Genomic DNA, 24,111 nt, shown 5'->3' on the forward strand with positions numbered 1-24,111 from the left:
TTAACCTCCGATTGTGAACATCTTCCTTGAGCAGCCGAGGCTCTCCAGCGCCTCTACGCCGTTTACGGCCGACTTTGCAAGTAGTGCCTGCGCCACCGCCAACTTGAGGTGGTGGGGCCTGTAGCCTTCAGACCGAATTATACTTTTAAGGTCGATTTCCCTTTCAGACATCAGGCAGAGCCTCAGCTTTCCGTCGGAGGTGAGGCGGAGCCTGTTGCAGTTGTCGCAGAAGTGCTCGCTGACGGAGGGGATAAAGCCCACGGAAACGTTTAAATTTTCGGGTTTAAAGCTTTTGGCCGGCCCCTGTTTCTTTACTTTAACGGGCCTTAGAGAGCCGAAGGCCCTCTCCACCTTCTCTTTAACCTCTTGAAGGGGAACGAACCGCTCCTTTGAGAAGAAGGGGCCCCCTACGGGCATTACCTCTATGAACCTTATTTCTACTCCTTCCTCTGCTGCAAACGCTACAAGGTCTAAAACTTCGGTATCGTTAAAGCCTCTTATAACTACGGTGTTTATCTTTACGGGTGTGAGACCTACCCTTTTGGCTTCCCTTATACCCTCTATTACCTGCCGGAGGGCTTTTTCCGTTGTGCCGGTTATAAAGGCGAACTTCTTAGGGTCCAGTGTATCGAGGCTCACGTTTACCCTTTTCAGTCCCCTCTTTTTGAGCTCCCCGGCTTTCTCCTTCAGGAGGAATCCGTTGGTTGTTGCCGTTATTTCGGTTATCCCCGGAACTTCCGACAGCAGCGATACGAGGTTTTCAACTCCCTGCCTGATGAGGGGCTCGCCCCCCGTTAGTCTTACCGAGTTAACGCCGAACTGGGCGAAGGTTTTTACTATCTCGGTAATCTCCTCGTAGGTGAGGAGCTCTTTGTGGGGAATGAACTCCCTTACCCCTTCAGGCATGCAGTAGCGGCACCGGAAGTTGCACCTGTCTGTTACCGATACCCTTAGGTAGTTTACTTTTGCCATTGGTTAAAGCTCCGTTCGTAGATTATACTAATTTTAGAATAGCCCTTTTTGCCCGATTGCTTAAACAATAAAAAGAGAGGGTTGTTCTATGATTCACGATTTTTTCACGGGCCCTTCACAAACCTTTTACGGTCTGCCTTTAAACTCAATCTCAGCGATTCAAAATTCAAAGGGGGAAAGGTTATGAGAGAGAGGATTGTAGAGGCTGCGGAGAAGGTTTTCTCCGAGAAGGGGTTTTACGAGGCAAAAGTCTATCAGATTGCCGACCTTGCAGAGGTTTCGGTGGGAACCATCTACCGTTTCTTCAAGAGTAAGGAGGAGCTCTACGCAGCAGTTCTGAAGAAGAAGCTTACGGAGCTTGAGAGGCGGGTGGAGAAGAGAACTAAGCACAAGTCTCCGGAAGAGGCCATTAAGGCCTACATAGAGACCGTTGTCGATTTCTTCGACGAGGAGCGCTCCTTCTTCGAGATATTCATGAGGGAGGTCGGAAGCCTTTCCATAATAGACGAGGAGCGTTTCGAGCTTTCCGAGTGGTACAAGGGCTACGTTAAAAAGCTTGCAAGAATAGTCTCCAGGGGTGAGAGAAGGGGGGTTTTCAAGGAGCTCGACCCTGTTGGTGTTATCCTTGCAATCTCGGGGGCCGTAAAGAACCTCCTCTACTGCTCTATGAAGGGGTTTGTGAACCTCTCCTCCGATGAGATTAAGAAGCTCCTGGTTGAGCTCTTCTTTAAGGGGCTGCTCACCTCCTCTTTCTCGGAGGGCAAGGCTCTCGTAACTTCCAAGTAACTTTTAAAACTGTTATACTCTCAGGTAAGTGCTTACTTACCTGGGGGTCCCTTGAAGGCTCGCGACAGGATACTGGAGATTGCGTATCAGCTCTTCTCCGAGAAGGGGTACAGGGGGGCCACAACCAGGGAGATTGCCGAGAGGGCCGGTTTCTCCGAGGTGACCCTTTTCAGGATTTTCGGCAGTAAGGAGAGGCTCTTCAGGGAGGTCCTTGAACGTTACTCTTCCGTTCTGGATATTGAGTCCCTTGTTGAGGGTGGGAAGCCTCCTTCCAGAGAGCTTCTCACCCGCGTAGCCCTCTCCCTCTACGGCTCTCTCAGAAATAACGAGAGGCTCATACGGATACTCCTCTCGGAGGCCCCCAGCCACTCTACCACCGACTCTGTTACCTGCGTTTACAGGGATTTTGTGAACCGGCTCGACTCTCTGATAGCCCGGGTTCTCTCGGTTCCGCCCTCTTCTCCTCTTCCACGGATTTTTCACGGTTCACTGTTCAGTCTCTTCCTTTCTGAGGAGCTCTTCGGAGGAAAGAGGCTCTCCGATGGAGAGCTTCGGGCCTTTGTAGAGGAGCTCGTTTCCCTTTTCGTCGGAGGTGAGCGTTGAGGCGACTTTTCACCCTTTTGGGGCTCGTTGCCGTTCTTACCGTGACTGCCTGGTTCGGTTACTTCCTCTACCTCCACTACAGGTTTGTTGTTACCGATAACGCTTTTCAGTCTGCCAACTTTACGGCCGTATCTACCGAAGATGTTTCGGGAAAAATAGTGAAGCTCTACGTTAAGGAGTTTCAGAGGGTATCTAAGGGGCAACCCCTTTTTAAGGTTGACGACTCTTCCTACAGGGAGAGGCTCCGCCAGGTTGAGGCCCAGCTGAAGGCCGTTGATGCCCAGATAGAGGCGGCGAAGCTCAGGCTATCCCGCCTTCAGGTTCAGCTTCCCGCCTCCGTCGGCGAGGCCGAAGCGGCTCTTTCGGGGGCTAAAGCCTCTGTTTCTGCCCTTGGGAGGCAGCTTTCTGAGGCAGAGGCCAACTACAGGGCAACCCTTGCCCAGGCACAAGCTGCGGTTCCCGCAGCCCGCTCGGCCCTTGAAGCTGCAAAGGTGGACTTGGAGAGGTGGAGGCGCCGGCTGGAGCGCTACAGGGCCCTCTACGAAAGGCGGGTCATATCGCTTCAGCAGTTTGAAGACGTTAAAGCCGCTTACTACAAGGCCCTTTCCGCTTACAGGGCTGCAGAGTCGAGGCTCGTTCAAGCCGACTCTTCCCTTAAAAAGGCGGAGGCCCTAAAAGAGCAGGTTAAAGCCCTTGAAGCCCGTTTGAAGGCGGTCCGGGCAAAGGTTGTAGCCTATGGGCAGAGGCTCAAAGCCTCTGAAGCCTCTTTGAAGCAGATAGAGGAGACCCGTGCCCTGCTGAAGGAGCTCCTTGCCCGCAGAAAGGCTCTTGTTGCCCAGGAGGCCCAGGTTAAGCTGCTCCTTTCCCACACCCTCGTTAGGTCTCCGGTGAGCGGTTTTGTGGCAAAGCGCTGGAAGGAGGTGGGAGACTTTACCTCTCCGGGGCTTCCCGTTTTCTCCGTTTACGACCCCTCTTCCTTTTACGTTCTTGCCTGGATAGATGAGGATAAGGTTCGCTTTATCCGCAATGGGACCGAAGGAAGGGTTGAGCTTGAGACCTGCGGAAGGAGCTTCAAAGCCCGCGTTGTTGCGGTAGGTAGGTCTGCAGGCTCCGTTTTTGCCCTGATACCCCGGGATACCTCCCAAGGGGAGTACACAAGGGTTGTTCAGAGGGTTCCCGTAAAGATAAAGGTGTTTAACGTTCCCCTTGAGTGTGTAAAGCCCGGAACCAACGTTACCGTTTACCTGAGGAAGCGATGAAGAGGGTCTTCTTCCTCGGTGGCTTAATAGTTGCCGGTATGTTTATGACCCTTCTGGACACCACCATAGTGGACATTGCCCTCCCCCATATGATGAGCGCCTTCGAGGTAGAGCCCGACGATATCCAGTGGGTTATAACCTCTTACATGGTCGCCTCGGCCGTTTCGATGCCGGTTGTAGGTTGGCTCGGGGGCAGAATCGGCCACAGGAACACCTACCTTTTGGGGATAGCCCTCTTTACGGCTATGAGTGCCCTGTGCGGCCTTGCCCCGAACCTCGATTTTATGATTTTCGCAAGGACCCTCCAAGGGGTGGGTGAGGGCCTTGCGGTTCCCATGACGATGACGCTTCTTTTTGAGCTCTTCCCTCCCGAGAAACGGGGGGTGGCAATGGGGCTCTTTGCCCTGGGAGCAACTTTCGGGCCGTCGCTGGGTCCCACCCTCGGGGGCTACATAACCGAACACCTGAGCTGGCGCTGGATATTCTACGTTAACCTCCTTCCCGGGGTTCTTGTTGTTTACCTGCTCACCCTGTTTATGGAGGACGACCGCCACCTCCACAGAAGCGATAAACCCCTTGATATTCCGGGTCTGCTGCTCCTTGCCGCCTCCCTGACCTCCCTCATTGTTGCCCTCTCCAAGGGCAACAGCTGGGGTTGGGACTCGATGAAGGTTGTATCCCTCCTTTACTTCTTCTTCATTTCCCTTGTGCTCTTTGTGTTCTACGAGCTGAGAACCGAAAACCCCCTTGTAGAGCTGAGGATTTTCAAGTTTCCCTTCTTCCGCTACCCGGTTATCTCCCTAACCCTCTTCGGTATGGGGGTTTACGCCTCCTACTTTCTACTGCCCCTTTACCTTGAGAAGCTCCGGGGCTTTCCGACCATAACAGCGGGGGAGATTCTCTTCTGGCCCTCTATGGCCACCGGCCTTGTGAGTATGGTTGTGGGATTCCTTATAGACAGGAAGCTCCTGAGTAAACGGACCTCAATAGTAATCGGCGTCCTCATTTTCACCTTCGGAACTTACCTGCAGACCGCCCTCGACCTCGACATGAGTAAATCGGAGGTTGTTCTCTACCTGCTTCCCTGGGGAGCCGGGATGGGCTTCTTCTTCCCCGCCCTCTCTCAGGTCTCCTTGGGCTCTTTGAAAGGAGAGCTTCTCCGCCAGGCCTCCGGCCTTCAGAACCTTTTAAGGCTGGTCGGGGGCAGTGTGGGGACTGCGGTCTCCACCTACATTTTGGTCTCCTCCCAGCCGAAGCACTTCGTTCACCTTACCCAGGAGGTTTCCCCCCAAGCACCGCAGGTTGTTTACTTCCTGAACAGGTGGAAGGAGCACTTCCTTTACGACTGCTCCTCGGTTCCCCAGATTGCCTCGGAGCAGGCCAAGGGGGTGCTTGCGAAGCTCTTTTCCCTGCACGCCTTCTGGCACTCCTTCGGAGATGCCTTCTTCTTCGCCCTCGTTTGCGGGGTTTTAACTTTAATACCAGCCCTCTTCGTGGAGGAAAGCGGTGAGAGCGGTGTTGATAGCCTTAATTTTAAGCCTTCTGACGGTTAGCTCCCGGGCCGGAGAGCTCGACAGGCTCATCTACTTGGCCTTCTCCTCTAACAAGGAGGTTCAGAAGGCCAAAACCGAGCTGAAGATATCCTCGGTTGAGTTTAAAGAGGCGGTAACGGGGTACTTCCCGAAGGTGGAGCTCTCCTACTCCAGGAACTACTTGAACTCTGTTCCCACTTACACCTTCTCCCTTCCGGGCTTGCCGCCTTCCGGCTTTTCCCTCTTCAACAAGAGTTTCTACCAGTTTAAGGTTGAGGCCGTTCAGCCCCTTTTTACAGGAGGTAGAGTTTCAAACTCGGTGAAGCTCAGGAGTTTTCAGGAGAGGGCCTCCTACTACACCCTCCTTGAGGTTTTAAACAGGGTTGCCTATCGGGTAAAGAGGAGTTACTACAACTACCTGAAGGCAAGGGCCATGCTCAACGTTGCAGAGGCAACCCTTCGGGCCGCTAAGGCTCACTACGCAGTTGTGAAGGCCTTCTACGATGAAGGTATAGTGGCAAGGAGAGACCTCCTTGAAGCTCAGGTAAAGCTGGAGGAGGCTAAACAGCAGGTTGTGAAGGCGAAGGGCCTTGTTGAAGTGGCCAGGGAGCAGCTCAGAACCGTTGTCGGTGCCGGTAAGCTGCCTCCCCTTTCCGGCTGTTTAAGGGCGACCCCTGTGAGCTTGCCTCCCCTTGAGGAGCTTATACAGAGGGCCTACAGGCAGCGCCCCCTCCTTAAGGCCCTTAAGGCCGCCGAAGGTGCGGCCCGCTCGGGGGAGCGGCTTGCCGTCTCCTCTTTCATGCCTGAGCTCCTCTTGGGAATCTCCTACCAAAGGACATCTCAGTACCCGGGGCTTTCCCCCTTTAGCTCAACTGCGGTTGCCGTAACTTTCCGGTTCCCCCTCTTTGAGGGAGGTAGGCGTTTCCTGGAGCTTGAAAAGGCCAGACTCCAAATCGATAAGGCCCGCCTCTCCCTTGAAAGGGCAAAAGAGGAGGTGAGGCTTCAGGTGGTTTCGGCCTACACCGAGTTTAACAGCGCGAGGAAGCAGCTCGACGTTGCTAAGAAGATGGTTGAGGAGGCCAGGGAGCTTCTCCGCGACTCCAGGGAGCGCTACAGGGAACACGTTGGCACCTCTACCGAGGTGGTTGACGCCATAGCTTACCTACAGAGGGCCAGGAGTTCGCTTGTTTCGGCCCTTGCCGACTACGAAACGGCCCTTGCGGCCCTCAGGTGGGCCGTTGGTGCCGGAGGAGGTGAGCGGTGAGGCTCTTTTTCCTCTTCTCTGCGCTGTTGTTTTTCTTTTCCTGCGGTTCTGAACAGAAGACCACCCTTTACCTTAACGGCCGGATAGAGGGGGACCCTTACCTGGTTGAGAGCAAATACCCCGGGAAGGTTGTGAAGCTCATGTGCGACGAGGGGGACTCCGTTGAGAAGGGGCAACCCCTTGCAGAGCTTGATTCAAAAGAGCTTAACGCCCGTTTGAAGGAGGCGGAGGCGGCCTACAAGGCTGCTCTTTCTGCGTGGAGGGCCAAGGAGCAAGAGGTGGCGGCCCTGGAGAGGCAGGCAGACTCTCTGAGGGAGCGCATCTCGGAGCTCACTTCCGCTGTTCCCCTTCAAACCAGCTCTGCCGAGAAAGAGGTTGAAGCTCTTGAAGGGGAGCTTCACGCCCTTGAGGCCCAGAAGAGCTCCCTTGCGGCAACTTTCTGGAAAGCGGAAAGGGACTATAAACGCTTTGAGGCCCTTTACAGGCGGCGGGTTATCTCCCAGAGCCGCTACGAACAGGCGAAAGTTGCCTACGAGAACGCCAAAGCCTCTTTAAGGGCCGTTGAGGGCAAGATAGAGGCTCTGAAGTCTCAGCTTGCCGCTGCACGGGAGAAAGTGAAGCTCTCTCGGACCCGCTGGAAAGAGGTTGCCTCCTTAAAGAAGGAGCTCGCCTCTTTGCTTGAAAGGCTCAAGGCCGCCTTGGCCGAGGCAAAGGGTTACAGACACAAAGCCGCTTCGGCTAAAGCTGTAGTTGAGCGGGTTAAGGCGATGCTTTCGGATATGGTTATCCGCTCCCCCGTTAACGGGGTTGTTGCGGAGAAGCTCGTTGAGCCTGGGGAGGTTGTAGCTCCCGGGAGGCCCCTCTTTGTCATCTACAACCTTAACAGGCTCTACTTTGAGGGCTTCGTTCCGGAGAAGGAAATAGGCCTCATTCACCTTGGCCAGAGGGGTTACGTTGTTGTCGACTCCTACCCCGGTAAAAAGTTCCCCGTTGTTGTTACCTACGTTGCAACAAAGGCGGAGTTTACCCCCAAGGAGGTTCAAACTAAGGAGGAACGGGTAAAAGAGGTCTTTAGAGTTAAGCTGAGGCTCCTTGAGAACCCCCGCCACCTCCTTAAGCCGGGTATGCCTACAGACTGTTACGTTTACCTGGAGAGAAAGTGAACGTTGTAGAGGCCAGGGAGCTCTACATAACCTACCGTAAGGGAAGAGTGGTTGCCGTGAACGGCCTCTCTTTTGCAGTTCCTAAAGGGGCCGTTTTCATCTTTATAGGGCCCGACGGAGCCGGTAAGTCCTCCACTTTGAAGGCCGTTGCCGGAGTTTTAACTTACAACGGCGGGAGTTTGAGAACCTTCGGAGTTGACCCCAACAACGATAGGGCTTTCAGCAGGATAAGAGAGAGGCTCTCTTTCATGCCCCAAGGCTTGGGGCACAACCTTTACAAGCGGCTTTCGGTTCTGGAGAACCTCAGGCTCTTTGCCGAACTTTACGGCCTTTCTAAGAAAGAGAGGGAGGAGCGTATAGAGCTTCTCCTTAAAGTCACCGGCCTTGAACCCTTTAAAGGGCGCCTTGCGGGTCACCTGTCCGGCGGTATGATGCAGAAGTTATCGCTTGCCTGCGTTCTTCTTCACCGGCCGGAGCTCCTCATCCTCGATGAGCCCACAACCGGCGTAGACCCTATCTCTCGCAGGGAGATATGGAGGCTCCTCTACCGCTACAACCGAGACGGCATGACCATTCTCCTCTCAACCTCCTACCTCGACGAGGCGGAGAGGGGAACGGCGCTCCTCCTCATGAACAGGGGAGAGGCCGTAGTCTCCGGGGAACCGGAGCGGGTGGTCAAAACCCGCTATCCCGTTTTTGAAGCTCGGGGTCCCGACGTAGAAAAGGCCTACAGCGTGGTTTGGAGCTTCTCGAACAACCCCAGACTGAAAAGGGGGCGTTTGCGGTTTACGGCCCCTAAGGAGAGGGTAGAAGAGGGGCTGAGGGGCCTTAACGTTGAGCTTAGGGAGGTTGAACCAACTCTTGAAGACCTGTTTGTTGAGAAGGTGGGGCTGAAGAGGGTGGAAATCCCGGACGACTTTAAACCCTCTGCTGAAATCCCGGAAGAGGCGGTTGTTGTTGACTCCGTGGTGAAGAAGTTCGGCTCTTTTACTGCTGTTAAAGGGGTTTCCTTCACGGTTAAGAGGGGGGAGATATTCGGCCTTTTGGGGCCCAACGGTGCCGGTAAAACTACCCTGATAAAGACGATTCTCGGCCTCTACAGGCCCAATGCCGGCAGGATTGTGGTTGCTGGAAGCTCCGAGCCGAGTAAAATAAAGAGGCTTGTGGGCTACACCTCTCAGAAATTCTCCCTCTACTCCGACTTAACCGTTTTCGAGAATCTCGTTTACTGGGGAAACGCCTACGGGCTTGCCCCCAAGGTAGTTAAAGCCCTCGTTGAGAAGACCGCCTCTTACTTCGGCCTCGATGATTACCTGGGCGAGCTTGTGGAGAACCTGCCCTTAGGGGTAAAACAGAGGGTATCGCTTCTGTCTGCCCTTTTACACTCGCCTTCGGTCCTCTTCCTCGACGAGCCAACTTCCGGGGTGGACCCTGCCGAGAGGGATGCCTTTTGGCAGGCCATAAGGCTGCTATCGCGCCGGTTCGGCGTTACGGCCATTGTGACCACCCACTACATGGACGAGGCGGAGTACTGCGACCGGGTGGCCCTTATGAGCAGGGGAGAGCTTGTTGCCCTCGGTTCACCTGAGGAGCTTGAGCAGGAAGTGGAGAGGGAGCTTGGAAAACCCTTTCTGCTTTCATGTAAAGACCCCTTTGAGGCCGAAGAGCGGCTTGTTGCCGCCGGTTACCGGGCAACCCTTTACGGCCGTAAGGTGAAGTTTTTTTCTGCAGAGAAGGTTACTCCCGAAAAGATACGCTCCTTAGGGATAGAGCCTTACTCTTTAAAACCCTCTGCCGTTACTATGGAAGACGTTTTCGTTTTTAAGGCGGGAAGATGAGGATTTCTCGGGTTGCTGCTATTGTGAAGAAGGAGGTTCGGGAGCTTCTCAGAGACCCGATTTCCCTTCTGACACTTTTCCTCGTTCCCGTTTCTATGATGCTCGTTTTCGGCTTCGGGTTGAAGCTCGACGTTAAAAAGGTCCCCTTTGCCGTTCTCGACCAGGATAACTCCCGCCTCTCAAGGGAAGTCACCTGGCAGTTTGTCTCAAACAGGGAGTACTTCACCTTTAAGGGGAGTGTTGTCTCCTACTCGGATGCCGACAAGCTCCTTAACTCCGGAAAGGTTATGCTCGTTCTCGTTTTCCCTCCTAAGTTCGAAAAAGAGGCCTTAGAGAAGAAGAGGGCCGAGTTTCAAGCACTCATAGACGGCACTTTCCCCTACAGGGCCGAAGTTGTTAAGAGTTACGTTGAAGCGGCCGTTGCCGCCTTTAACCTTTCACGGAGCCACAGCTCCCTGCCGGTTGAGGTAAAGCCCCGTTACTGGTTTAACGAATCTCTAAACCAGGATAGGGTTGTTGCGGTTGGAACTCTGGCCGTTGTGCTCATGATATCCCCGGCCGTTTTTGCTGCGCTGCTGATAGTTAAAGAGAAGGAGTCGGGCTCCATATACAACGCTTACACCGCTCCGATTACTAAAGGGGAATTTTTGGTGGGGAAGCTCCTTGCCGGCTTTTCGATATCGATTCCCAACGCCTTAATCTGCTTGGGTATGGTTCTCTTTATCTTTGGCGTTTACCCAAAGGGGAGTCTTTTCCTCCTTATAGTGGGTACTCTGCTTTACCTGTTCGTTGCTACGGCTTTCGGCCTTTTTATGTCAAACTTTTTCAACTCCCAGGCGGCCGCTTTTATAGGCACTACCGTCCTCACCATAGTGCCTTCTATCCTCTACTCGGGTTACCTTACCCCCCTCTTCTCCATGGGTGAAAGTGCAGTTGTTACCTCTCACCTGGTTCCGGCCTTTTACTACTTAAAGTTCCTTAAAGGCGTTTTCTTTAAAGGAGTGGGCCTCTCCCGGCTCTGGCCGCAGCTGTCGGCCCTACTGGCTGCATTTTCCATCCTCTTCGGGGCCACTTACTTAACCTTTAAGAAGAGGGAGCGGTGAGCTATTTGGTTCTCCTTTATAAAGAGATTGTTCAGTTCCTCAGGAACAGGGGGTTACTCCTCTTTGCCGTTTATGCCTTTACTCTCGACATCTACTTGGCAGCAAACGGCATAGACCTCACCCTTAAAAAGGCCCCCTTTTACGCCCTCGACAGGGACCTTTCTCACACCTCAAGGGAACTCATATCCCGCTTCCCTCCCTACTACTTCAACTTCAGGGGATACCTGCTCAACGACTCCCAGGTAGACGAAGTTCTCCTATCGGATAGAGCCGTTGGGGTTGTTGTTTTCCCTCCCGATTTCGAAAGGGACCTTCTCAGCGGGAGGAAAACGGAGGTAGCCCTCTTTGTAAACGGGGCGGAGCTCAGCTCCAGCTACCTCTTTTCCGCCTATGCTACCCGCATAATACTTAACTTCCTTACGGCTTCTCTCTATAAACCTTTTGTAGAAGTGGAACCCAGGGTTTTCTACAACCAGAGCTGTTCAAGCCGCCTCTTTATGGCCTACTCGGAACTTCTGACCATGATAACCCTCTTCCTCCTTTTGCTTCCCGCCTCGGCGGTGGTTCTTGAAAAAGAGCGGGGAAACATAGAGATGGTGATTGTGTCACCTTTAAAGCCGGAGCTCTTTGTGGCTGCAAAGGCAGTCTCTATGGGAATAGTCGTTCTGCTTTTTACGGCTTTTGCCCTTTTGTTTACCGTTAAGCACCTTGTAGGTGTAAAATTTGCAGGCTCTTACTGGGACTTTCTCCTCCTTACTGCCGTTTACACCTTTGCCGCTACCGGCCTTTCCATGTTCATTGCGGCGGTTTCGGAGAATATGCTTCAGGTCTCTCAGCTGACCATTTTAATTTTGATTCCGATTCTCTACCTGTCGGGTAACTGGACTCCCATAGACGCAATGCCTCGGGTTTTGCAGTGGCTTTCGGTTCTTTCTCCTCTTAAGTACTACGTGAACGGTGCGTTCTCTATTGCCATTAAGGGACTCTCTGTCTGGAGCTTAAAGCGGGAGCTGTTTGTTCTGCTCCTCCAGGGAATTGGCCTCTTTGGCTTGGGAACCGTTATCCTCAAGCGACGCAGGTAGCTTTACAAGGCCTACTTTCCCGAAACCCATCGTGGTTTTCCTTCCTACCCCTGCGTACTTTGCAAAGTTGAAGAGGGCGTTTGCCCAGCGCTTTATCTCCCTTTCTTCCTCCGGTAGGTACAGGAAAACCCGCCCCCTAAACCCGGTGATTTTTGCCCTGTCGGAGAGTTCTACTTTCTGTGTTTTTATCCAGCACCCGGAGGGAACGAGGGAGTTCCCGAGCTTTTTGGCCACTTCCACCGGGACTTTATCCGGTGAGAATGTGTTCCACTTTCTTGTAAGGCTCTTTACAATCAGTGTAGGGTCGGGTAACGGGTAGTCGTAGTTTCCCCGTTTGAAAGAGGTTGGGGATTTGAACTGAAGGGTGAAGTCCTTCTCCGGGGGGAGCTTCATCAGCTCCTTGTAGCTCTCGGCCTCTGTAACCTTAAATCCGGTGAAATCTGCCCTTTTCCCTCCAACTTTTAGTTCTCTTTTAAAGGCGTTTAAGGTCAGCTCCTTTGCTATGGGGCCGAACAGCTCGGGTTTGAGGACGTTTATCTCAAGGTGGAGTTTCCTTGTTGTCTCTTTCTCTTTAAACAGCTCTCTGCAGAATAATGTGAATGGCTTTACGGCACCTTTGTGGAAAAACTCGCCGGTTTCCTCCCCTATCATTTGGAAGAAGAGACCGTGAATATGTTTGGGTTTAAGCTCTCGGGTGGGAAGCTCCTCCTCTATCTCTACGTATGCGAATATCTTAATCGGCATCTTCTATCTCTAAAAAGCACCAGCCTGGAGTTTCAGTCTCTTCGGTTACCCATACCGTTTTCGGTTCTGGCTTGTAAGTCTTTGCTTTTTGGTCGTATATCTTCCTTAGCTCCTCGAACTTGAATGTTTTTGAAAGCGCTCCAGAGAACTTACCGAGTTTAATAAGAGAAAGTCTTTTCTTTCCCACTTCTGTATTGTATCTAATGACATATTCTTTTGCTTTTCCCGTTATCCTGAACGGCGTTTTATCGTTTAGAAGCTCCTTTTCCTTTTTAAACACAAAACCGTAGTGCTTCCTAATGCTTTCAATTATCCACTCTGTAGTAGAAAACTGCTCCAGATTACATCTAAAGAGCTCTTTAAATAGGCTTTTTAGTAAACCCTCATCCACAATTATGTAGCCCTCAAATGAGCCTTCGTCTACAAATTCTGCCAAGACAGGAGGTATCTGACCTCTTTCTAATGCTCTCACTTTTCTTTTTAAGTTACATACCGGTAGGAAGTCTGTTACCTTTAGTAGTCTAAACGGATCGATTGCAGTTGGGGAAGGTTCTTTTTTTAAGAACTTGGAGAGCTGTTTTTTTCTTTCTTTGTTTAAGAAGCAGAGTAGTTGGGCTTCTAACTCTCTTTCTATTAACTTAAGTTCTCGGAATCCTGCTTTCTTTTCCTCCTTCTCTCCGTTTGTTATTAGGTTAATAGCCTTGTTAATTTTTTTAATTACTTCATCTATCCATTGTTTTTTTTGCCCGCTTTTAAGGAGTTCTTCTAACAATCTGTCGAGAATAGCTGTTCTTATTGCACCTTTTAATGAAGATCCTGGAATACAAGGAGTATTTGCTGTTTTAAATATCTTCTCTATTTTCAGTTTGCGTAGCGATTTCCTCTCCTCTTTCAGGCTTTCCTCTATCCTTTCCTTTGCTTTATCTGTTATATCTATTTCGTCTTTTGCGATTTCTCTGGTTACTACTTTGTTTAGAAAAGCTCTTACTTTCCATATAACTCTTGAGTCGGTTGTCTTAATTATTTTCTTGAATTCTTCTTTCTCTTGTAGGGAGAGTTTTTCAAAAAACTTATCGTAGTCTATAACGAGTATTTTATTTCCCTTCAGCGTGTAGTCGAGGATACCATAGCTCTCTCCGCTTGAGATGCATACGGGTGAGGCAATTGTTATTTTTAATTTAATTTTTTTTAATTCATTTTTTATCCTCATGGGTGTTTCTCCTTTATATAAATAATGGAACTATAAAACTAGGGTGTTTGTGTTCGGGAATTACAGACTTCCCTTCAAGTAAAGAACCGTATACCGGCTTTTTAACTTTACCTTTGAACACGCTTCCGGCTCGGGAGAATATGACCGGTTTCTTAAACACAACTGTGTAGCCGTAAGCACTGATTTCCGGACCGTGTTTTGGATATTTAACGCCAAAGTCTGCGAATCCATCCTCTATTTCCTCCTTTCTAGGAAGGCCGGTAGAGAGCGAGATAAACCAGTTTTCGGCATTTTCTGAAAGTTCGTTCTTCCAATATTCAACGGAAACTACTTTAAATGATCCATATCCTAGGCTTTTTTTCTGCCCAATACCTATTTCTCCCATTAATCTAACTATTTCTTTGATTTCCTCTTTGAGTGATGAATGAACCGCTACTATCAATCTCACTTTTTCATTAAGGAATAGCTCATTCTGGTTGAAAAGACCTCCCTCTTCCAGAGAGCTTATTCTCGCTACTTTTACTCTCTGTCTTGAGGTTTTGTTCTTTACGAGCTTCGGAAAGTCCTCTTCTGTTTTATTCTCCAGTTTTACAGACTTTTTAAAGTGTTCAAAGAGACGGTTATTAAGTGTGATGGGATCGGAAACTCCTTTTGCTGCTTTTTTTAGGAGTTCTTCTCTTACGAAGGGAATTTTTTTAAACTTCTTTGCAAGACTGTAACTCTCTATATCAAAAATCGTCAAGGTTAATGGAGCTTTTGGAACGGGGACCGCTCCTTGGGGCATAAAGTTTGAGAAGGCTACAGGAGGCTCCTCACTGTTAAGTAGCTCTTTGAGCTTTCTTTCTCCATGTATAAACCTGTAGAGCCAGCAGAACTCCCCAAAAATGGTATCAGATAGAGGAACGGATGAGAAAACATCCGGTTTTAAAGTAAAGTCAAGGTATATATACTGTACCATTTCTCCACCTTTACTTGCCGTTATCTACAGAAAATACCTCTTCCCAATTGTCTTTTCCTTCTATTTTTACAAAGCCGTATCCTCTTGAGGTTGAACCTCCCAGCCCGTTAATCTCTATAAGCTCTAAACCTTTCCTTATCATACTTTTGAGCTCTTCTTCGTCGTCTTCACTAAATACTCTTAAGAGTATCTCTCCTTTAAACTCTGTCCCTCTTATAATCCGCTCTGTGTGTCTTGGATTTTCGCCCGTTCCCGTTATCCTGTTTATTTTGACTTCAGCTTTCTCCTCCGTGACTTCTTTTCCTTCATCTTTTCCTTCAAGGAATGCATCTTTAAAGAGGGCCCTCGTTATCTTCACCTTGCCGAACTCTTTCTGGTTGAACTTGTCTGACCCTGAGCTTCCGAAGAGTTTTAATATGTTTAACCCTTCTTTAAACTCTTTTTCTGTTAGTCCAAGTTTATTTTTCAGCTCGGAGAGTTTTTTATATTCAAGTTCCCCTTCATCGGTTACCAACCCCGATGCGAGCTCTAATAGCATCCTCATCCTTCCCTTTATTGAGGAGCCGGGGATGTAGGGATTCCCTTCTGAATCTTTGATTACTGGGTTGTCCATACCACCTATCTTTATCTCGTCGTTGCCGGCTCCTATATGGAGACCGGTTTCTATTTTGATTTTTATTTTCAGTCGTAAAATCTTCTTTAGTTGAACTCTTTCTGACATATTCTCCTCCTTCATCGCCGGTTTTAATCTGTAAACAATCCTTTGCAGTATCCTACTAGGGCTTCAAAGAGCACTTTTCCCCTTCCAAGTTCTTCAGGGGTTTCTATGTTCGTGAAGAGCTTCACTAAAAACTCTTTAAACTCTCTAGTTATGTTTTTCCGAGCTTCGTCGTAAATAGCAAAAACTTTACCCATTCCTAGCTTCAACTGTCCCTGAGTGTAAAAGTAGTTTTCGCCTTTTCTCTCTGTTTCTCTGTATATGGTAAGCAAATAGTTATAGTGTTTTCTTATTTGTGTGAACTTCATATTTCTATTTGACTCTCTTAGCGCTTTTGCAAAACTTTGGAGCTCCTCCTGGATGATTCTCCGCGCTTTTTGAGCCCCTTCCTTCGTTTTTATATCGAGTTTAATGAAAGTTTTTACAAATTCAACAGAGATTTCCTTCTTCTCCGGAGATCTTCTATTTTCTCGGCTCATAGCGTCTCCTCCTGTAAATTGCTATTGCAAATGCCGGGTAGAGCATGTTCTCTTTGTTTTCCGTTTCGGTGGTTTCTGAGTATTCTTTTATCCAGCTTTCGAACTTATTGAATATTTCCTCTGCAACCTCCTTATCTTCAATATTCCTTGTAATTGTATACCTGAGATAAGGCCTCCACATTAGAGATTTAAGAAGCTCTTTTTCTCTCTTACTCTCAAAGTTCTTGTGTATCGAGTTTGCAAGCTCCGATATGGCAAGTAGTTTATAAATAGTTGCAATTGATAGCTTCCCCTCTTTTATCCAGCCGAGGATTTCTTCGGCGATGTTAAGAATCTCCTCGAATAGGTTTTTCTCTCCATTACCTTTTAACGGTAGCCTTACGTTAAAGAGCGTTACGCTGTTTCTCTCCTCCTTTGCCTTTTCAAGGGCTGATTCGCCTTGTTCTGCCAGCGTATAAATCGGGAGGTTGTAGTTTTGAACTGCTATTCCCACCGAGACTGTAAGCTGGGGGTTTTGAGTAAATTTCTGGAATGCCTCTAAAAAGGTTTTTGTGAACTCTATACCCTGGCGCCAAGGTGCAAGTAGAAAGAGGTCGTCTCCTCCAGAGAAAACACTGTAGATATTCGGGTATTTCTCTTTTACCAGTTCCTTAACTTTGTGGCTGAAGAAGAGTTCCAACATCCGACTTAATCCGGCCATTTGGGGGAGAGAGTAGTTTTCTCCAAAACCTGTAGAGAATATAAGACCGAGGCGGTCTACATCGGCTTTTATGACTGCCAAGAAGGGTTTGCCTACCGCTTTGTTGTCTTCCAGCTCGAGAGCGCTGTGGGCTATCTGGCACAGGGATTTAATCTCATTTTTGCTCTTGCTGCAGGCTTCATCTTCACAGCTTTCTGTTATAAGTTCTTCCAGTTTCTCTTCGATTTCCTCTCTCTCTGCACATGTAGGAATGTGGTTCTCGGCCGGTTTCAGGGGAAGATATACTTCGGGAGTAAAGAAGAAGAGTAGGTCTGCTCTGTCGGGCTTCCCCGTTATTTCCCAGCCGCCCTTTTTCTCTTTTATGAAGTAGAGCTCTGGTAACGGTTGGAATTTCGACCCTGAGAGTTTGACGAGTATTCCTGCAGCTTTTGGAAGTTCTTTCCCCTTTTCTATTAGAGTTTTACATAGCTTACAAACTGTTGTTTCGCCATCGTCAAGCGTTTCGGAGCCTCTGCGCTTTCCGCACACTTTGCATACTGTTGAGTCGTTTAGTCCTTGAAGGAGCTGTTCTTCGTATACTCTGTTGAGCTTCTCGTTCAAAGAGTCAAAGTCATCTAAGTCAAAGAGCTTAAACCTCTCTCTGTTCTCCTCTTTAGATAGCCTTCGTACGGTCTGCTTAAAGTGCTCTTCGCTAAGCTCATTGAGCGTAATATCGATTGCCGCAATTTTTATCTTTATTTCACCGTAAAAGGTCTCGATTAGCTTGCTCTTTATTTCGTTTCGGATGTTCAGTAGTTTATCCTTGGCCTCCTCAACTTTTCCTTTAACCGGTAGGAGCAGTAAGGCCTTTCCTCCGCCGTTTAGCAGAATACAGGAACGGTTTACACCGAAAGCTTCGAGTATCTCTTTCACAACTGCTTCAAGGGCAAGAGATATGAAGAATGAACGGGCGCGCAGGATTTTTGCTGCCCCTTTCTTAGTTTCTCTGTACTGTTGGAAAATGAAGCTCTGTATACCGGAGAAGTCTACGCTTGTAAGGAGAAGCCTATTTCCGTTGGAGGCCTCGGCTGCGGTTACTGCCGCTGCCAATGTTATGGCTTTGTCTGCAATTGATATCTTTGGGTTACCGTCTGATAAACACCAGAACCACTCAACTATTAGCCTTTTTAGTGTTTCGAAAGCTATATTGAAGAGAAGCTCTTCATTATCCTTGGGAAGTTGCCCTTTAAGCTCTTGCAGGTCTGATGAGGCTTTTTTTAAGTCTTCAGCTGCTCCTCTGAGCAGTCTGTTTAGGTATTCGTCTACTTCAGCATTCTCTACTTTGTTTCCTGAATGGGTGATTTCGTCTAATAGTTTTAGCTCACCTTTTTTATTTGTAAAAAGTTTTTCAAGTTTGTAGAGTTTTATCCCATTTTGGGACTCTTCTTTCGAACTACTATCTTCCAAACGGATTTGAGAAAATACTGTTTGAGCCGGCTTAACTTCATTTGGCTTCGACTCAAGTTTTAAGGCTTTTATAACCTCTTCTACCCGATTTTTAAATTTCTTTAACTCATTGTGGTTACGGTTTAATCCGCACTTTTTGAGAAATTCCTCTAGATTTTCCCGAAACTCTTGAGCTTCTGCTGTTTCAGCCTCGAGTAACTTCCCCAGAGCTTCAAGCGGAGCTTTCAACAGTGCGTATATCGAAAGGAGCTGTTGTTCTTTTTTACCCCCGTCCATACGTTTTGTTCCTCCTGGATTCCTGATTCAATTATACAACTTTTTCCTATCGGTTGTTTAGATTTTTTTATACTTGAGAAGGGGCTACAGCAGCCCCTTCTCCTTAAGAATCTTCTTAACTTCAGGGTTCTGGTCTGCATACCGTTTAAGGAGCTCTATAAACTCCTTTTCGTTGAGCATCTTTATTCCCAGTTTTTGGGCCTTTTGAAACTTAGAACCCGGGTTCTCTCCTACAACCACGAAGCTGGTTTTTTTCGTTACGGAGTTTGTGGGGTTTGCGCCGAGAAGCTCTACTACGTGTTGGGCCTCTTTTCTCGTAAAGTGCTCCAGTTCTCCGGTGAACACTATCCTTTGGCCTTCTAAAGGTTTAGGTAGCTTCTCCTCTTGCTCCTCCTCTTGGGTTCTCTCAAACTTGAATCCCGCTTCTTGCAGTTTTTTTATCATCTCTACGTTCTGCTCGGCCTTGAAGAAGTTCTGAATGCTCGTAGCCGTTATCGGGCCTATCCCTGGAATGGAGGCGAGCTCTGTAAAGTCGGCGTTCATGAGCTCTTCAATGTTTTTAAACCTCTTTGCGAGCAGTTGAGCCGTTTTCTCCCCTACGTGCCTTATCCCCAGTGCCGTCAGCTTCTTCCAGAAGGGAGCGCTCTTAGACTTTTCTATCTGATTCAGCAGGTTTTCGCTTTTTTTCAGCCCCCAACCGGAGAGTTTAAGGAGGTCTTCTCTCTTTAGGTAGTAGAGGTCTGCTATCGATTTGACCAACCCTTTCTTTGTGAGCACGTTTGCGGTTGATTCTCCGAGTCCCTTTATATCGAGGACTTTACCCCAGTAAACCAGGTGTTCTTTCAGCTGAGCCGGACAGTTTATGTTCGGACACCTGGGGACCGCTTCGTCCAGCTCTTTCACTATGGGAGCTCCGCACACCGGGCAGTGCTTGGGAACTTCTACCGGTTTTTCGTCTCCCTTTCTCCTGTCTTTTACCGGGCCCACGATGTAAGGTATGGTCTCGCCGGCCCGCTCAACGATAACGTAGTCTCCTATGCGGATATCTTTGCTTTTTATGAAGTCGGGGTTAAAGAGCGTAGCCCTTGAAACTATGACCCCTCCCACTTCTACCGGTTCAAGTATGGCTACAGGGGTTAGGGCTCCTGTTCTGCCCACTTGCCACACAACGTCTATCAGCTTTGTAACCGCCTGTTTGGCCGGGAACTTGTAGGCTACCGCCCACCTGGGATGGTGGAGTGTTTCACCCAGTTTCTCCCATGCACAGATGTCGTTGACCTTTATTACCATTCCGTCTGCTTCAAAGTCCCACGTTTCTCTCTCTTCCTGTGCGGCCAAAACCGTTTCTATGACTTCCTCTATGTTCTTGCAGACTTTCTGGATGGGGGGAGTTTTGAAGCCGCACTCTGCAAGCAGTTTAAGGGCCTCTTTCTGTGTTCTGATATCTGTGCAGAGTTTTTTGGGCTCGGAGTAGAGTATCTGGTAAACGTAGCAGTCGAGCCCTCTTTTTGCCACTTCTGCCGGGTTTTTCAGTCTCAGGGTTCCCGCTGCGGCGTTTCTCGGGTTGGCAAAGAGGGTTAACCCCTGTTTCTCCCTCTCTTCGTTGAGTTTTTTGAAGACGCTCTTGGGCATTATAACTTCGCCCCTTATGGATATGAGCTCTATGCCGTGTTTCGAGAATGGGGCTTTTAGGGGTATGGATTTAATTGTTCTTATGTTTACCGTTATGTCCTCTCCGTAGATGCCGTCTCCCCGTGTTGCTCCCCTTACGAGAATGTCGTTTTTGTATACCAGTTCAACGCTTGCCCCGTCGAACTTGGGCTCTACTATGTACTCTACGGTGTCGGTTCCAAGTAGCTCTTTTACTTTTCTGTCCCACTCTTTCAGGTCTTCGGGGGAGTAGGTGTTTTCAAGGGACGTCATTTCGGCGTAGTGTTTTACTTTCTGAAACTCGCCGGTGAAGGCCGGGGATATGCGTTGAGTCGGGGAATCGGGGGTTACAACCTCCGGGTGGGCCTTCTCGAGGGCCTCTAAGGCGTGGAACAGCTTGTCGTACTGGTAGTCGGAGATTACGGGGTTTGCCTGAACGTAGTATTTGTAGTCGTGGTACCTGATAACTCTGCGGAGTTTCTCCGCAAGCTCTCTTGCCTCTTCGGTAGAGAGTTTTTTAAAGTCTTCTTCAGTTTTCCCTTCGAGTTCCTTCAGGAGTTTATCCGTTAGCTGCTGGAGTTCCCTCTCTTCTTCCTTTGTGTACATCTCTCCCTCCTTTTCTGTCTCCCGACTTTAAGTATACAAACGGTAGGAGGAGTGTAGAAGCTCCGAACAGCAGGAAGAATAGAAACGGTACCGGCGTGGGTTCCATAAACTCCAGTTGAACAACCGGAATGCCCCGGGCGAAACCTACGTCTTTTACCCAAACGAAACCTTCCTTAGAGAGTAGAGGACTGTTAAAAGAGGCCTCTCCTTCGATTTTAGTTTTACCCTCTATAAAAAGGTGGGCTACAGGTCCCCCTTTTGTGAAACGTAAGTCTGTTAGGGCAACTACTTTTCCGTCTACCTTTACGAAGCTCTGGGGGTAGAGGTAGAACTGATAGGCCTTAACGCTCAGAGGGAACGCCAGTAGTGCCGCCATTGCCGCCGCTGTGGTGAGGTGAAAGATTCCTTTGAAATCCAATTTTCCCCTGCAGTAGGCTGTTTGAGCCGCAAAGGCAAACCATATTAAACCCAAAGCTGCGGCTGCTAATTTCACTCTGTCTGCCGACTGTAAAATCGCCCAGCTCGGTATGACCTTTCCTGCGACCACAACGGCTCCAACGGCTGCAAGCGAGAAGAGAACCGAGAAGGTGGCAGTTAGCTTAACGCTCTTAAAATCCATGGCTTCCGCCCAGGAGGAAATTTACTCCCAAGAAGAGGAAGAGGACGTAAAGGCCGGCTCCGACTACTCCTATCTCTTTTACTCTTTGGAGTTTACTATCGAAGGGCAGGTGCAGGAGCGCTCCGCAGTAGAGCCAGAACCCTAACGATAGGAGGGACTTTGGGTCTACCGGGAAGAGGTCTCCCCACGCGAGGAACGCCCACACTGCTCCCACCCAAAGCGACAGGGTAAACAGCCAGAACCCCCATTTTGCTACGGTAAGCGGTTCTATCTCCTCTTTGGAAGCCCCCTTCCAAATGGCGTAAATTGCCGCCACTGCGAATACGGAGTAGGAGACCATTGCCGTTCCAACGTGAATGAAGAAGAGAGGGGTTCTCACTATCGGGGGAATCTCTTTAACCTGGGGGTTCAGCGCAAGTAGAATGGCAGTAACAACCGCTCCTACGGTTCCCACGAACTTTGGGTTTGCCTTGAGGCTAAAGCCCGATAGGGCAAAGAGCGCACCGAAAAGGGCTATTGCGTAGTAGCCGCTGAAAAGGGGAGGGTAGCCGAGCTTCAAACTCTCTGCCGCTATTGCCGCCAGCAGGGAGATTGCAGGGATTAGGAGCAGCAAACCTTCCCTTTTGACTGCCGCCAATAGGAAACCCAACAGCCCTACCGCTGCGAGGAGCTTTTCCATTGTAGCTACAATGCTATCATAATTTACACACACCCGGAGGTTGAGGATGAAGACGGTAGACGTTTCCGCCAAGTTTGACAACCTTAGAACCGCCCGAGCCGTTGGCAGGATTAAACTCTCCCCGGAGACCGTTGAGCTCATCAGGGAGAAGAGAATCCCCAAAGGAGACGTTATAGCCGCCGCTCAAATAGCCGGTATTATGGGGGCGAAGAAGACCCCCGAGCTTATGCCCTTCTGCCATCCTATTCCCCTCGACCACGTTGAGGTGAACCTGAAGCTCGGGGAAGACTTCGTAGAGGCCGAGGCCGAGGTCAGGGGGATTTGGAGGACCGGCTACGAAGTGGAGGCCATGAACGCAGTTATGATGGCCCTTTTAACCGTTTACGATATGTGCAAGGCCTTCGACTCCTCTATGGTTATAGAGGGCGTTCGGGTTGTTCACAAGAGCGGAGGGAAGTCCGACTGGGCCGAAGACCTCTCCGGCCTTAAGGCTGCCGTTGTTACCGTAAGCGATTCTGCATACCGGAAGGAGCGGGAAGATAAGAGCGGTCCGAGGGCGGTTGAGCTCCTCAAGGAGTTCGGAGCCGAGGTTATAGGCTACACTGTGGTCCCCGACGAGAAGGAGGCTATAAAGAAAGCCCTTGAAAGCTTTAAAGAGCAGGGTGCCAATATCATAGTCACAACCGGCGGTACCGGTTTCTCTCCCCGTGACGTTACGCCCGAGGCCACACAGGAGCTTCTCTACAAAGAGATGGTAGGCTTCTCCGAGGCGATGCACCTGTTGGGAGTCCGCTTTACACCGAAGGCACTGATGTCCAGGGCCAAGGTGGGCTTGCTCTCTCCCCGGTGTATGGTTGTGAACCTTCCCGGTTCAACCAAAGGAGTTGAACAGAACTTGAAGATGTTTGCTCCTCTCTTTAAACACGCCCTCAAAATGGCCGCTGGAGGTGGCCACTGATAGCGGTTGCTGTTTTGTGTGGGGGGAGAAGCTCCCGCTTCGGAGCCGATAAAACCCTCGCAACCTTTAACGGCCGCCCCTTTATCGAAAAGGTTCTGGCGGCCGCTACACAAGTAGCCCCTACTTACCTCGTTTCCAAAAACCCTTTGAAATTTCATTTCCTACTTGGCCGTTACAGGTTCGGACTTGTCGTTGAAGGGGAAGGCGTTTACTCTCCCCTTGTTGGTGTGAGGGCCGCACTCTTACAGATTCCCGCCCGGGCCCTCCTGTTTCTGCCGGCGGATTTACCCTTTGTCTCTCCCGAGCTGCTTAGATGGATTGTCTCCCACCCCCCTCCGGTAGTTGTTAAAGACTCAAACAGGCTCCACTCCCTTGTAACCTTTCTGCCCAAAGCTGCCGTTACGGTGGTTGACTCCCTTTTGAAACGGGGAGAGCACAGGGTATTCCGGCTCCACAGGGAGCTTAAAACGGAAGAGCTTCCATTACACCTCTTCTCCCACAGAGATTACAGCCTTAAGTCACTTACAAACATAAACCGCAAGGAGGAGTACCTTGAGACCCTCTGTAGATGAACTTCTATCTCGGGTTAAGGCCCGCTCAAACCCTGAGAACCTCGGTATGGTCCTTGTCCACAACGGCGTTGTAAGGGCCACTTCCCGAAACGGAAGTACCGTAAGGGGTATGAAGCTTTCGGTGAACAGGGAGCGTTTAAGGGAGCTCATTAAAGAGACCGAGTCCCGCAGCGGCATAGAGGCTGTGGAGATCTGGATTAACGAAGGGGAGCTTTCCGTTGGCGACGATATCATGGTTGTTGTGGTTGCCGGCCGCTTCAGGAGCGATGTTCTCCCTGCTTTCGAAGAGCTTATATCGAAAATAAAGCGGGAGGTTGTTGTTGAAGAAGAGGTTTGACGGCTTCCACCTGACTCCCTTTGAGAAGTGGGTCATCTTCAACAAGGGAACCGAGCCGCCTTTCACCGGGAAGTACTGGAACCACTTTGAAGAGGGAACCTACCACTGTAAACTCTGCGGTGCTCCCCTCTTTAAGAGCGAGCACAAGTTCCTCTGCTACAGCGGTTGGCCCTCCTTCGATGGGGCGATTCCCGGGGCCGTCAGGGAAGTCCCCGAAGAGTTCCCCGACGACCGCATAGAAGTTGTTTGTGCCAACTGCGGGGCCCACCTCGGCCACGTTTTCTACGGTGAGGGGCTTACACCCAAAAACGTCCGCTATTGTATCAACTCTGCCTCTATAGAGTTTCACCCCTCTCGGTCCGATGAAGGTTAGAGTTTTCGAAGTAGTTACACCTGTTGTTTGTGCAGGTAACGAACTCCTTTCCGTTAACTCTCTTTACCGACAGGGGAGAACCGCATACGGGACAGATTCTATCGACAAACACGAAGAGGTCCGGGTAGGGAAAAAGGTTCGTTTTCTGGGTGAACTCCATCTCCTCCTCGTTCATATTGGTTCT

General features: G+C 49.7%; 24 protein-coding genes. 13 read left to right on the forward strand and 11 right to left on the reverse strand.

Going from position 1 to position 24,111, the window contains the following annotated elements:
• Complete coding sequence (gene moaA / locus THEAM_RS04325) at positions 1-972, reverse strand: GTP 3',8-cyclase MoaA (protein ID WP_013537610.1); 972 nt, start codon at positions 970-972, stop codon at positions 1-3.
• A 183-nt stretch (positions 973-1,155) separates the two neighbouring features.
• Between moaA and THEAM_RS04330 the strand changes: the two genes are divergently transcribed.
• The 9 genes from THEAM_RS04330 to THEAM_RS04370 are packed head-to-tail and all read left to right on the forward strand — an operon-like array spanning position 1,156 to position 11,602.
• On the forward strand, positions 1,156-1,758 hold the full coding sequence (locus tag THEAM_RS04330) for a TetR/AcrR family transcriptional regulator (RefSeq protein WP_013537611.1): 603 nt from the start codon (positions 1,156-1,158) through the stop codon (positions 1,756-1,758).
• A gap of 51 nt (positions 1,759-1,809) precedes the next feature.
• On the forward strand, positions 1,810-2,361 hold the full coding sequence (locus tag THEAM_RS04335) for a TetR/AcrR family transcriptional regulator (RefSeq protein ID WP_013537612.1): 552 nt from the start codon (positions 1,810-1,812) through the stop codon (positions 2,359-2,361).
• The gene (locus tag THEAM_RS04340; protein WP_013537613.1) at positions 2,358-3,620 is read left to right on the forward strand and encodes an HlyD family secretion protein; all 1,263 of its coding nucleotides are present in this window, start codon (positions 2,358-2,360) and stop codon (positions 3,618-3,620) included. Before THEAM_RS04335 ends, THEAM_RS04340 begins: the two co-directional genes overlap by 4 nt.
• A complete protein-coding gene (locus THEAM_RS04345) occupies positions 3,617-5,173 on the forward strand; it encodes a DHA2 family efflux MFS transporter permease subunit (protein WP_013537614.1) in 1,557 nt (518 codons plus the stop codon). Before THEAM_RS04340 ends, THEAM_RS04345 begins: the two co-directional genes overlap by 4 nt.
• A complete protein-coding gene (locus THEAM_RS04350; protein WP_013537615.1) occupies positions 5,127-6,416 on the forward strand; it encodes a TolC family protein in 1,290 nt (429 codons plus the stop codon). Before THEAM_RS04345 ends, THEAM_RS04350 begins: the two co-directional genes overlap by 47 nt.
• The gene (locus THEAM_RS04355; RefSeq protein ID WP_013537616.1) at positions 6,413-7,579 is read left to right on the forward strand and encodes an HlyD family secretion protein; all 1,167 of its coding nucleotides are present in this window, start codon (positions 6,413-6,415) and stop codon (positions 7,577-7,579) included. The genes THEAM_RS04350 and THEAM_RS04355 overlap by 4 nt, the downstream gene beginning before the upstream one ends.
• On the forward strand, positions 7,576-9,417 hold the full coding sequence (locus THEAM_RS04360) for an ATP-binding cassette domain-containing protein (RefSeq protein WP_013537617.1): 1,842 nt from the start codon (positions 7,576-7,578) through the stop codon (positions 9,415-9,417). Before THEAM_RS04355 ends, THEAM_RS04360 begins: the two co-directional genes overlap by 4 nt.
• Complete coding sequence (locus THEAM_RS04365; protein WP_013537618.1) at positions 9,414-10,520, forward strand: ABC transporter permease; 1,107 nt, start codon at positions 9,414-9,416, stop codon at positions 10,518-10,520. Before THEAM_RS04360 ends, THEAM_RS04365 begins: the two co-directional genes overlap by 4 nt.
• Positions 10,517-11,602: an ABC transporter permease gene (locus THEAM_RS04370; protein WP_013537619.1), complete on the forward strand. Its 1,086-nt coding sequence runs from the start codon at positions 10,517-10,519 to the stop codon at positions 11,600-11,602. The genes THEAM_RS04365 and THEAM_RS04370 overlap by 4 nt, the downstream gene beginning before the upstream one ends.
• Here the strand turns inward: THEAM_RS04370 and cas6 are convergent.
• From cas6 to ccsA, 9 genes are all read right to left on the reverse strand, one after another.
• A complete protein-coding gene (cas6, locus tag THEAM_RS09450) occupies positions 11,519-12,346 on the reverse strand; it encodes a CRISPR-associated endoribonuclease Cas6 (protein WP_013537620.1) in 828 nt (275 codons plus the stop codon). The genes THEAM_RS04370 and cas6 overlap by 84 nt on opposite strands.
• On the reverse strand, positions 12,336-13,556 hold the full coding sequence (gene csm5, locus THEAM_RS04380) for a type III-A CRISPR-associated RAMP protein Csm5 (RefSeq protein ID WP_013537621.1): 1,221 nt from the start codon (positions 13,554-13,556) through the stop codon (positions 12,336-12,338). The genes cas6 and csm5 overlap by 11 nt, the downstream gene beginning before the upstream one ends.
• A 13-nt stretch (positions 13,557-13,569) precedes the next feature.
• The gene (gene csm4 / locus THEAM_RS04385) at positions 13,570-14,514 is read right to left on the reverse strand and encodes a type III-A CRISPR-associated RAMP protein Csm4 (RefSeq protein ID WP_013537622.1); all 945 of its coding nucleotides are present in this window, start codon (positions 14,512-14,514) and stop codon (positions 13,570-13,572) included.
• 10 nt (positions 14,515-14,524) lie between these two features.
• Positions 14,525-15,235, reverse strand: coding sequence for a type III-A CRISPR-associated RAMP protein Csm3 (gene csm3, locus THEAM_RS04390; protein ID WP_013537623.1), 711 nt, complete (start codon positions 15,233-15,235; stop codon positions 14,525-14,527).
• 23 nt (positions 15,236-15,258) lie between these two features.
• Entirely contained in the window at positions 15,259-15,711 is a 453-nt protein-coding gene (gene csm2, locus THEAM_RS04395; protein ID WP_013537624.1) for a type III-A CRISPR-associated protein Csm2, read from the reverse strand.
• Entirely contained in the window at positions 15,695-18,133 is a 2,439-nt protein-coding gene (gene cas10, locus THEAM_RS04400; protein WP_013537625.1) for a type III-A CRISPR-associated protein Cas10/Csm1, read from the reverse strand. Before cas10 ends, csm2 begins: the two co-directional genes overlap by 17 nt.
• 84 nt (positions 18,134-18,217) lie before the next feature.
• Positions 18,218-20,389: an NAD-dependent DNA ligase LigA gene (ligA, locus tag THEAM_RS04405; protein ID WP_013537626.1), complete on the reverse strand. Its 2,172-nt coding sequence runs from the start codon at positions 20,387-20,389 to the stop codon at positions 18,218-18,220.
• The gene (locus tag THEAM_RS04410; RefSeq protein ID WP_013537627.1) at positions 20,343-21,008 is read right to left on the reverse strand and encodes a hypothetical protein; all 666 of its coding nucleotides are present in this window, start codon (positions 21,006-21,008) and stop codon (positions 20,343-20,345) included. The genes ligA and THEAM_RS04410 overlap by 47 nt, the downstream gene beginning before the upstream one ends.
• On the reverse strand, positions 20,998-21,687 hold the full coding sequence (gene ccsA / locus THEAM_RS04415; RefSeq protein ID WP_013537628.1) for a cytochrome c biogenesis protein CcsA: 690 nt from the start codon (positions 21,685-21,687) through the stop codon (positions 20,998-21,000). Before ccsA ends, THEAM_RS04410 begins: the two co-directional genes overlap by 11 nt.
• 46 nt (positions 21,688-21,733) lie before the next feature.
• On the opposite strand from ccsA, the gene moaCB reads away from it, so the two are divergent.
• The 4 genes from moaCB to msrB are packed head-to-tail and all read left to right on the forward strand — an operon-like array spanning position 21,734 to position 23,927.
• Positions 21,734-22,645 carry a bifunctional molybdenum cofactor biosynthesis protein MoaC/MoaB gene (gene moaCB, locus THEAM_RS04420; protein WP_013537629.1) on the forward strand — a complete coding sequence of 304 codons (912 nt, stop codon included), beginning with the start codon at positions 21,734-21,736 and terminating at the stop codon, positions 22,643-22,645.
• A gap of 14 nt (positions 22,646-22,659) precedes the next feature.
• Positions 22,660-23,217 (forward strand): molybdenum cofactor guanylyltransferase, encoded by a 558-nt coding sequence (locus THEAM_RS04425; protein WP_013537630.1) that lies wholly within the window; start codon positions 22,660-22,662, stop codon positions 23,215-23,217.
• The gene (locus THEAM_RS04430; RefSeq protein ID WP_013537631.1) at positions 23,198-23,554 is read left to right on the forward strand and encodes a molybdenum cofactor biosynthesis protein MoaE; all 357 of its coding nucleotides are present in this window, start codon (positions 23,198-23,200) and stop codon (positions 23,552-23,554) included. Before THEAM_RS04425 ends, THEAM_RS04430 begins: the two co-directional genes overlap by 20 nt.
• Positions 23,538-23,927, forward strand: a complete 390-nt coding sequence (gene msrB, locus THEAM_RS04435) for a peptide-methionine (R)-S-oxide reductase MsrB (protein WP_013537632.1) — start codon at positions 23,538-23,540, stop codon at positions 23,925-23,927. The genes THEAM_RS04430 and msrB overlap by 17 nt, the downstream gene beginning before the upstream one ends.
• On the opposite strand, the gene THEAM_RS04440 is transcribed toward msrB, so the two are convergent.
• Complete coding sequence (locus tag THEAM_RS04440) at positions 23,890-24,087, reverse strand: DNA topoisomerase type IA zn finger domain protein (protein ID WP_013537633.1); 198 nt, start codon at positions 24,085-24,087, stop codon at positions 23,890-23,892. The genes msrB and THEAM_RS04440 overlap by 38 nt on opposite strands.
• Positions 24,088-24,111 lie beyond the last annotated feature (24 nt).

The sequence above is a fragment of the Thermovibrio ammonificans HB-1 genome (genome assembly GCF_000185805.1).
GTDB lineage: Bacteria > Aquificota > Aquificia > Desulfurobacteriales > Desulfurobacteriaceae > Thermovibrio > Thermovibrio ammonificans.

Coding starts and splice junctions, on each gene's coding strand:
- csm3 (WP_013537623.1), bottom strand. CDS start 15,235: ATGTCAGAAAGAGTTCAACTAAAGAAGATTTTACGACTGAAAATAAAA.
- ligA (WP_013537626.1), bottom strand. CDS start 20,389: ATGTACACAAAGGAAGAAGAGAGGGAACTCCAGCAGCTAACGGATAAA.
- ccsA (WP_013537628.1), bottom strand. CDS start 21,687: ATGGAAAAGCTCCTCGCAGCGGTAGGGCTGTTGGGTTTCCTATTGGCG.
- THEAM_RS04365 (WP_013537618.1), top strand. CDS start 9,414: ATGAGGATTTCTCGGGTTGCTGCTATTGTGAAGAAGGAGGTTCGGGAG.
- THEAM_RS04330 (WP_013537611.1), top strand. CDS start 1,156: ATGAGAGAGAGGATTGTAGAGGCTGCGGAGAAGGTTTTCTCCGAGAAG.
- THEAM_RS04410 (WP_013537627.1), bottom strand. CDS start 21,008: ATGGATTTTAAGAGCGTTAAGCTAACTGCCACCTTCTCGGTTCTCTTC.
- THEAM_RS04440 (WP_013537633.1), bottom strand. CDS start 24,087: ATGGAGTTCACCCAGAAAACGAACCTTTTTCCCTACCCGGACCTCTTC.
- csm5 (WP_013537621.1), bottom strand. CDS start 13,556: ATGAGGATAAAAAATGAATTAAAAAAAATTAAATTAAAAATAACAATT.
- csm2 (WP_013537624.1), bottom strand. CDS start 15,711: ATGAGCCGAGAAAATAGAAGATCTCCGGAGAAGAAGGAAATCTCTGTT.
- cas6 (WP_013537620.1), bottom strand. CDS start 12,346: ATGCCGATTAAGATATTCGCATACGTAGAGATAGAGGAGGAGCTTCCC.
- THEAM_RS04345 (WP_013537614.1), top strand. CDS start 3,617: ATGAAGAGGGTCTTCTTCCTCGGTGGCTTAATAGTTGCCGGTATGTTT.
- moaCB (WP_013537629.1), top strand. CDS start 21,734: ATGAAGACGGTAGACGTTTCCGCCAAGTTTGACAACCTTAGAACCGCC.
- moaA (WP_013537610.1), bottom strand. CDS start 972: ATGGCAAAAGTAAACTACCTAAGGGTATCGGTAACAGACAGGTGCAAC.
- csm4 (WP_013537622.1), bottom strand. CDS start 14,514: ATGGTACAGTATATATACCTTGACTTTACTTTAAAACCGGATGTTTTC.
- cas10 (WP_013537625.1), bottom strand. CDS start 18,133: ATGGACGGGGGTAAAAAAGAACAACAGCTCCTTTCGATATACGCACTG.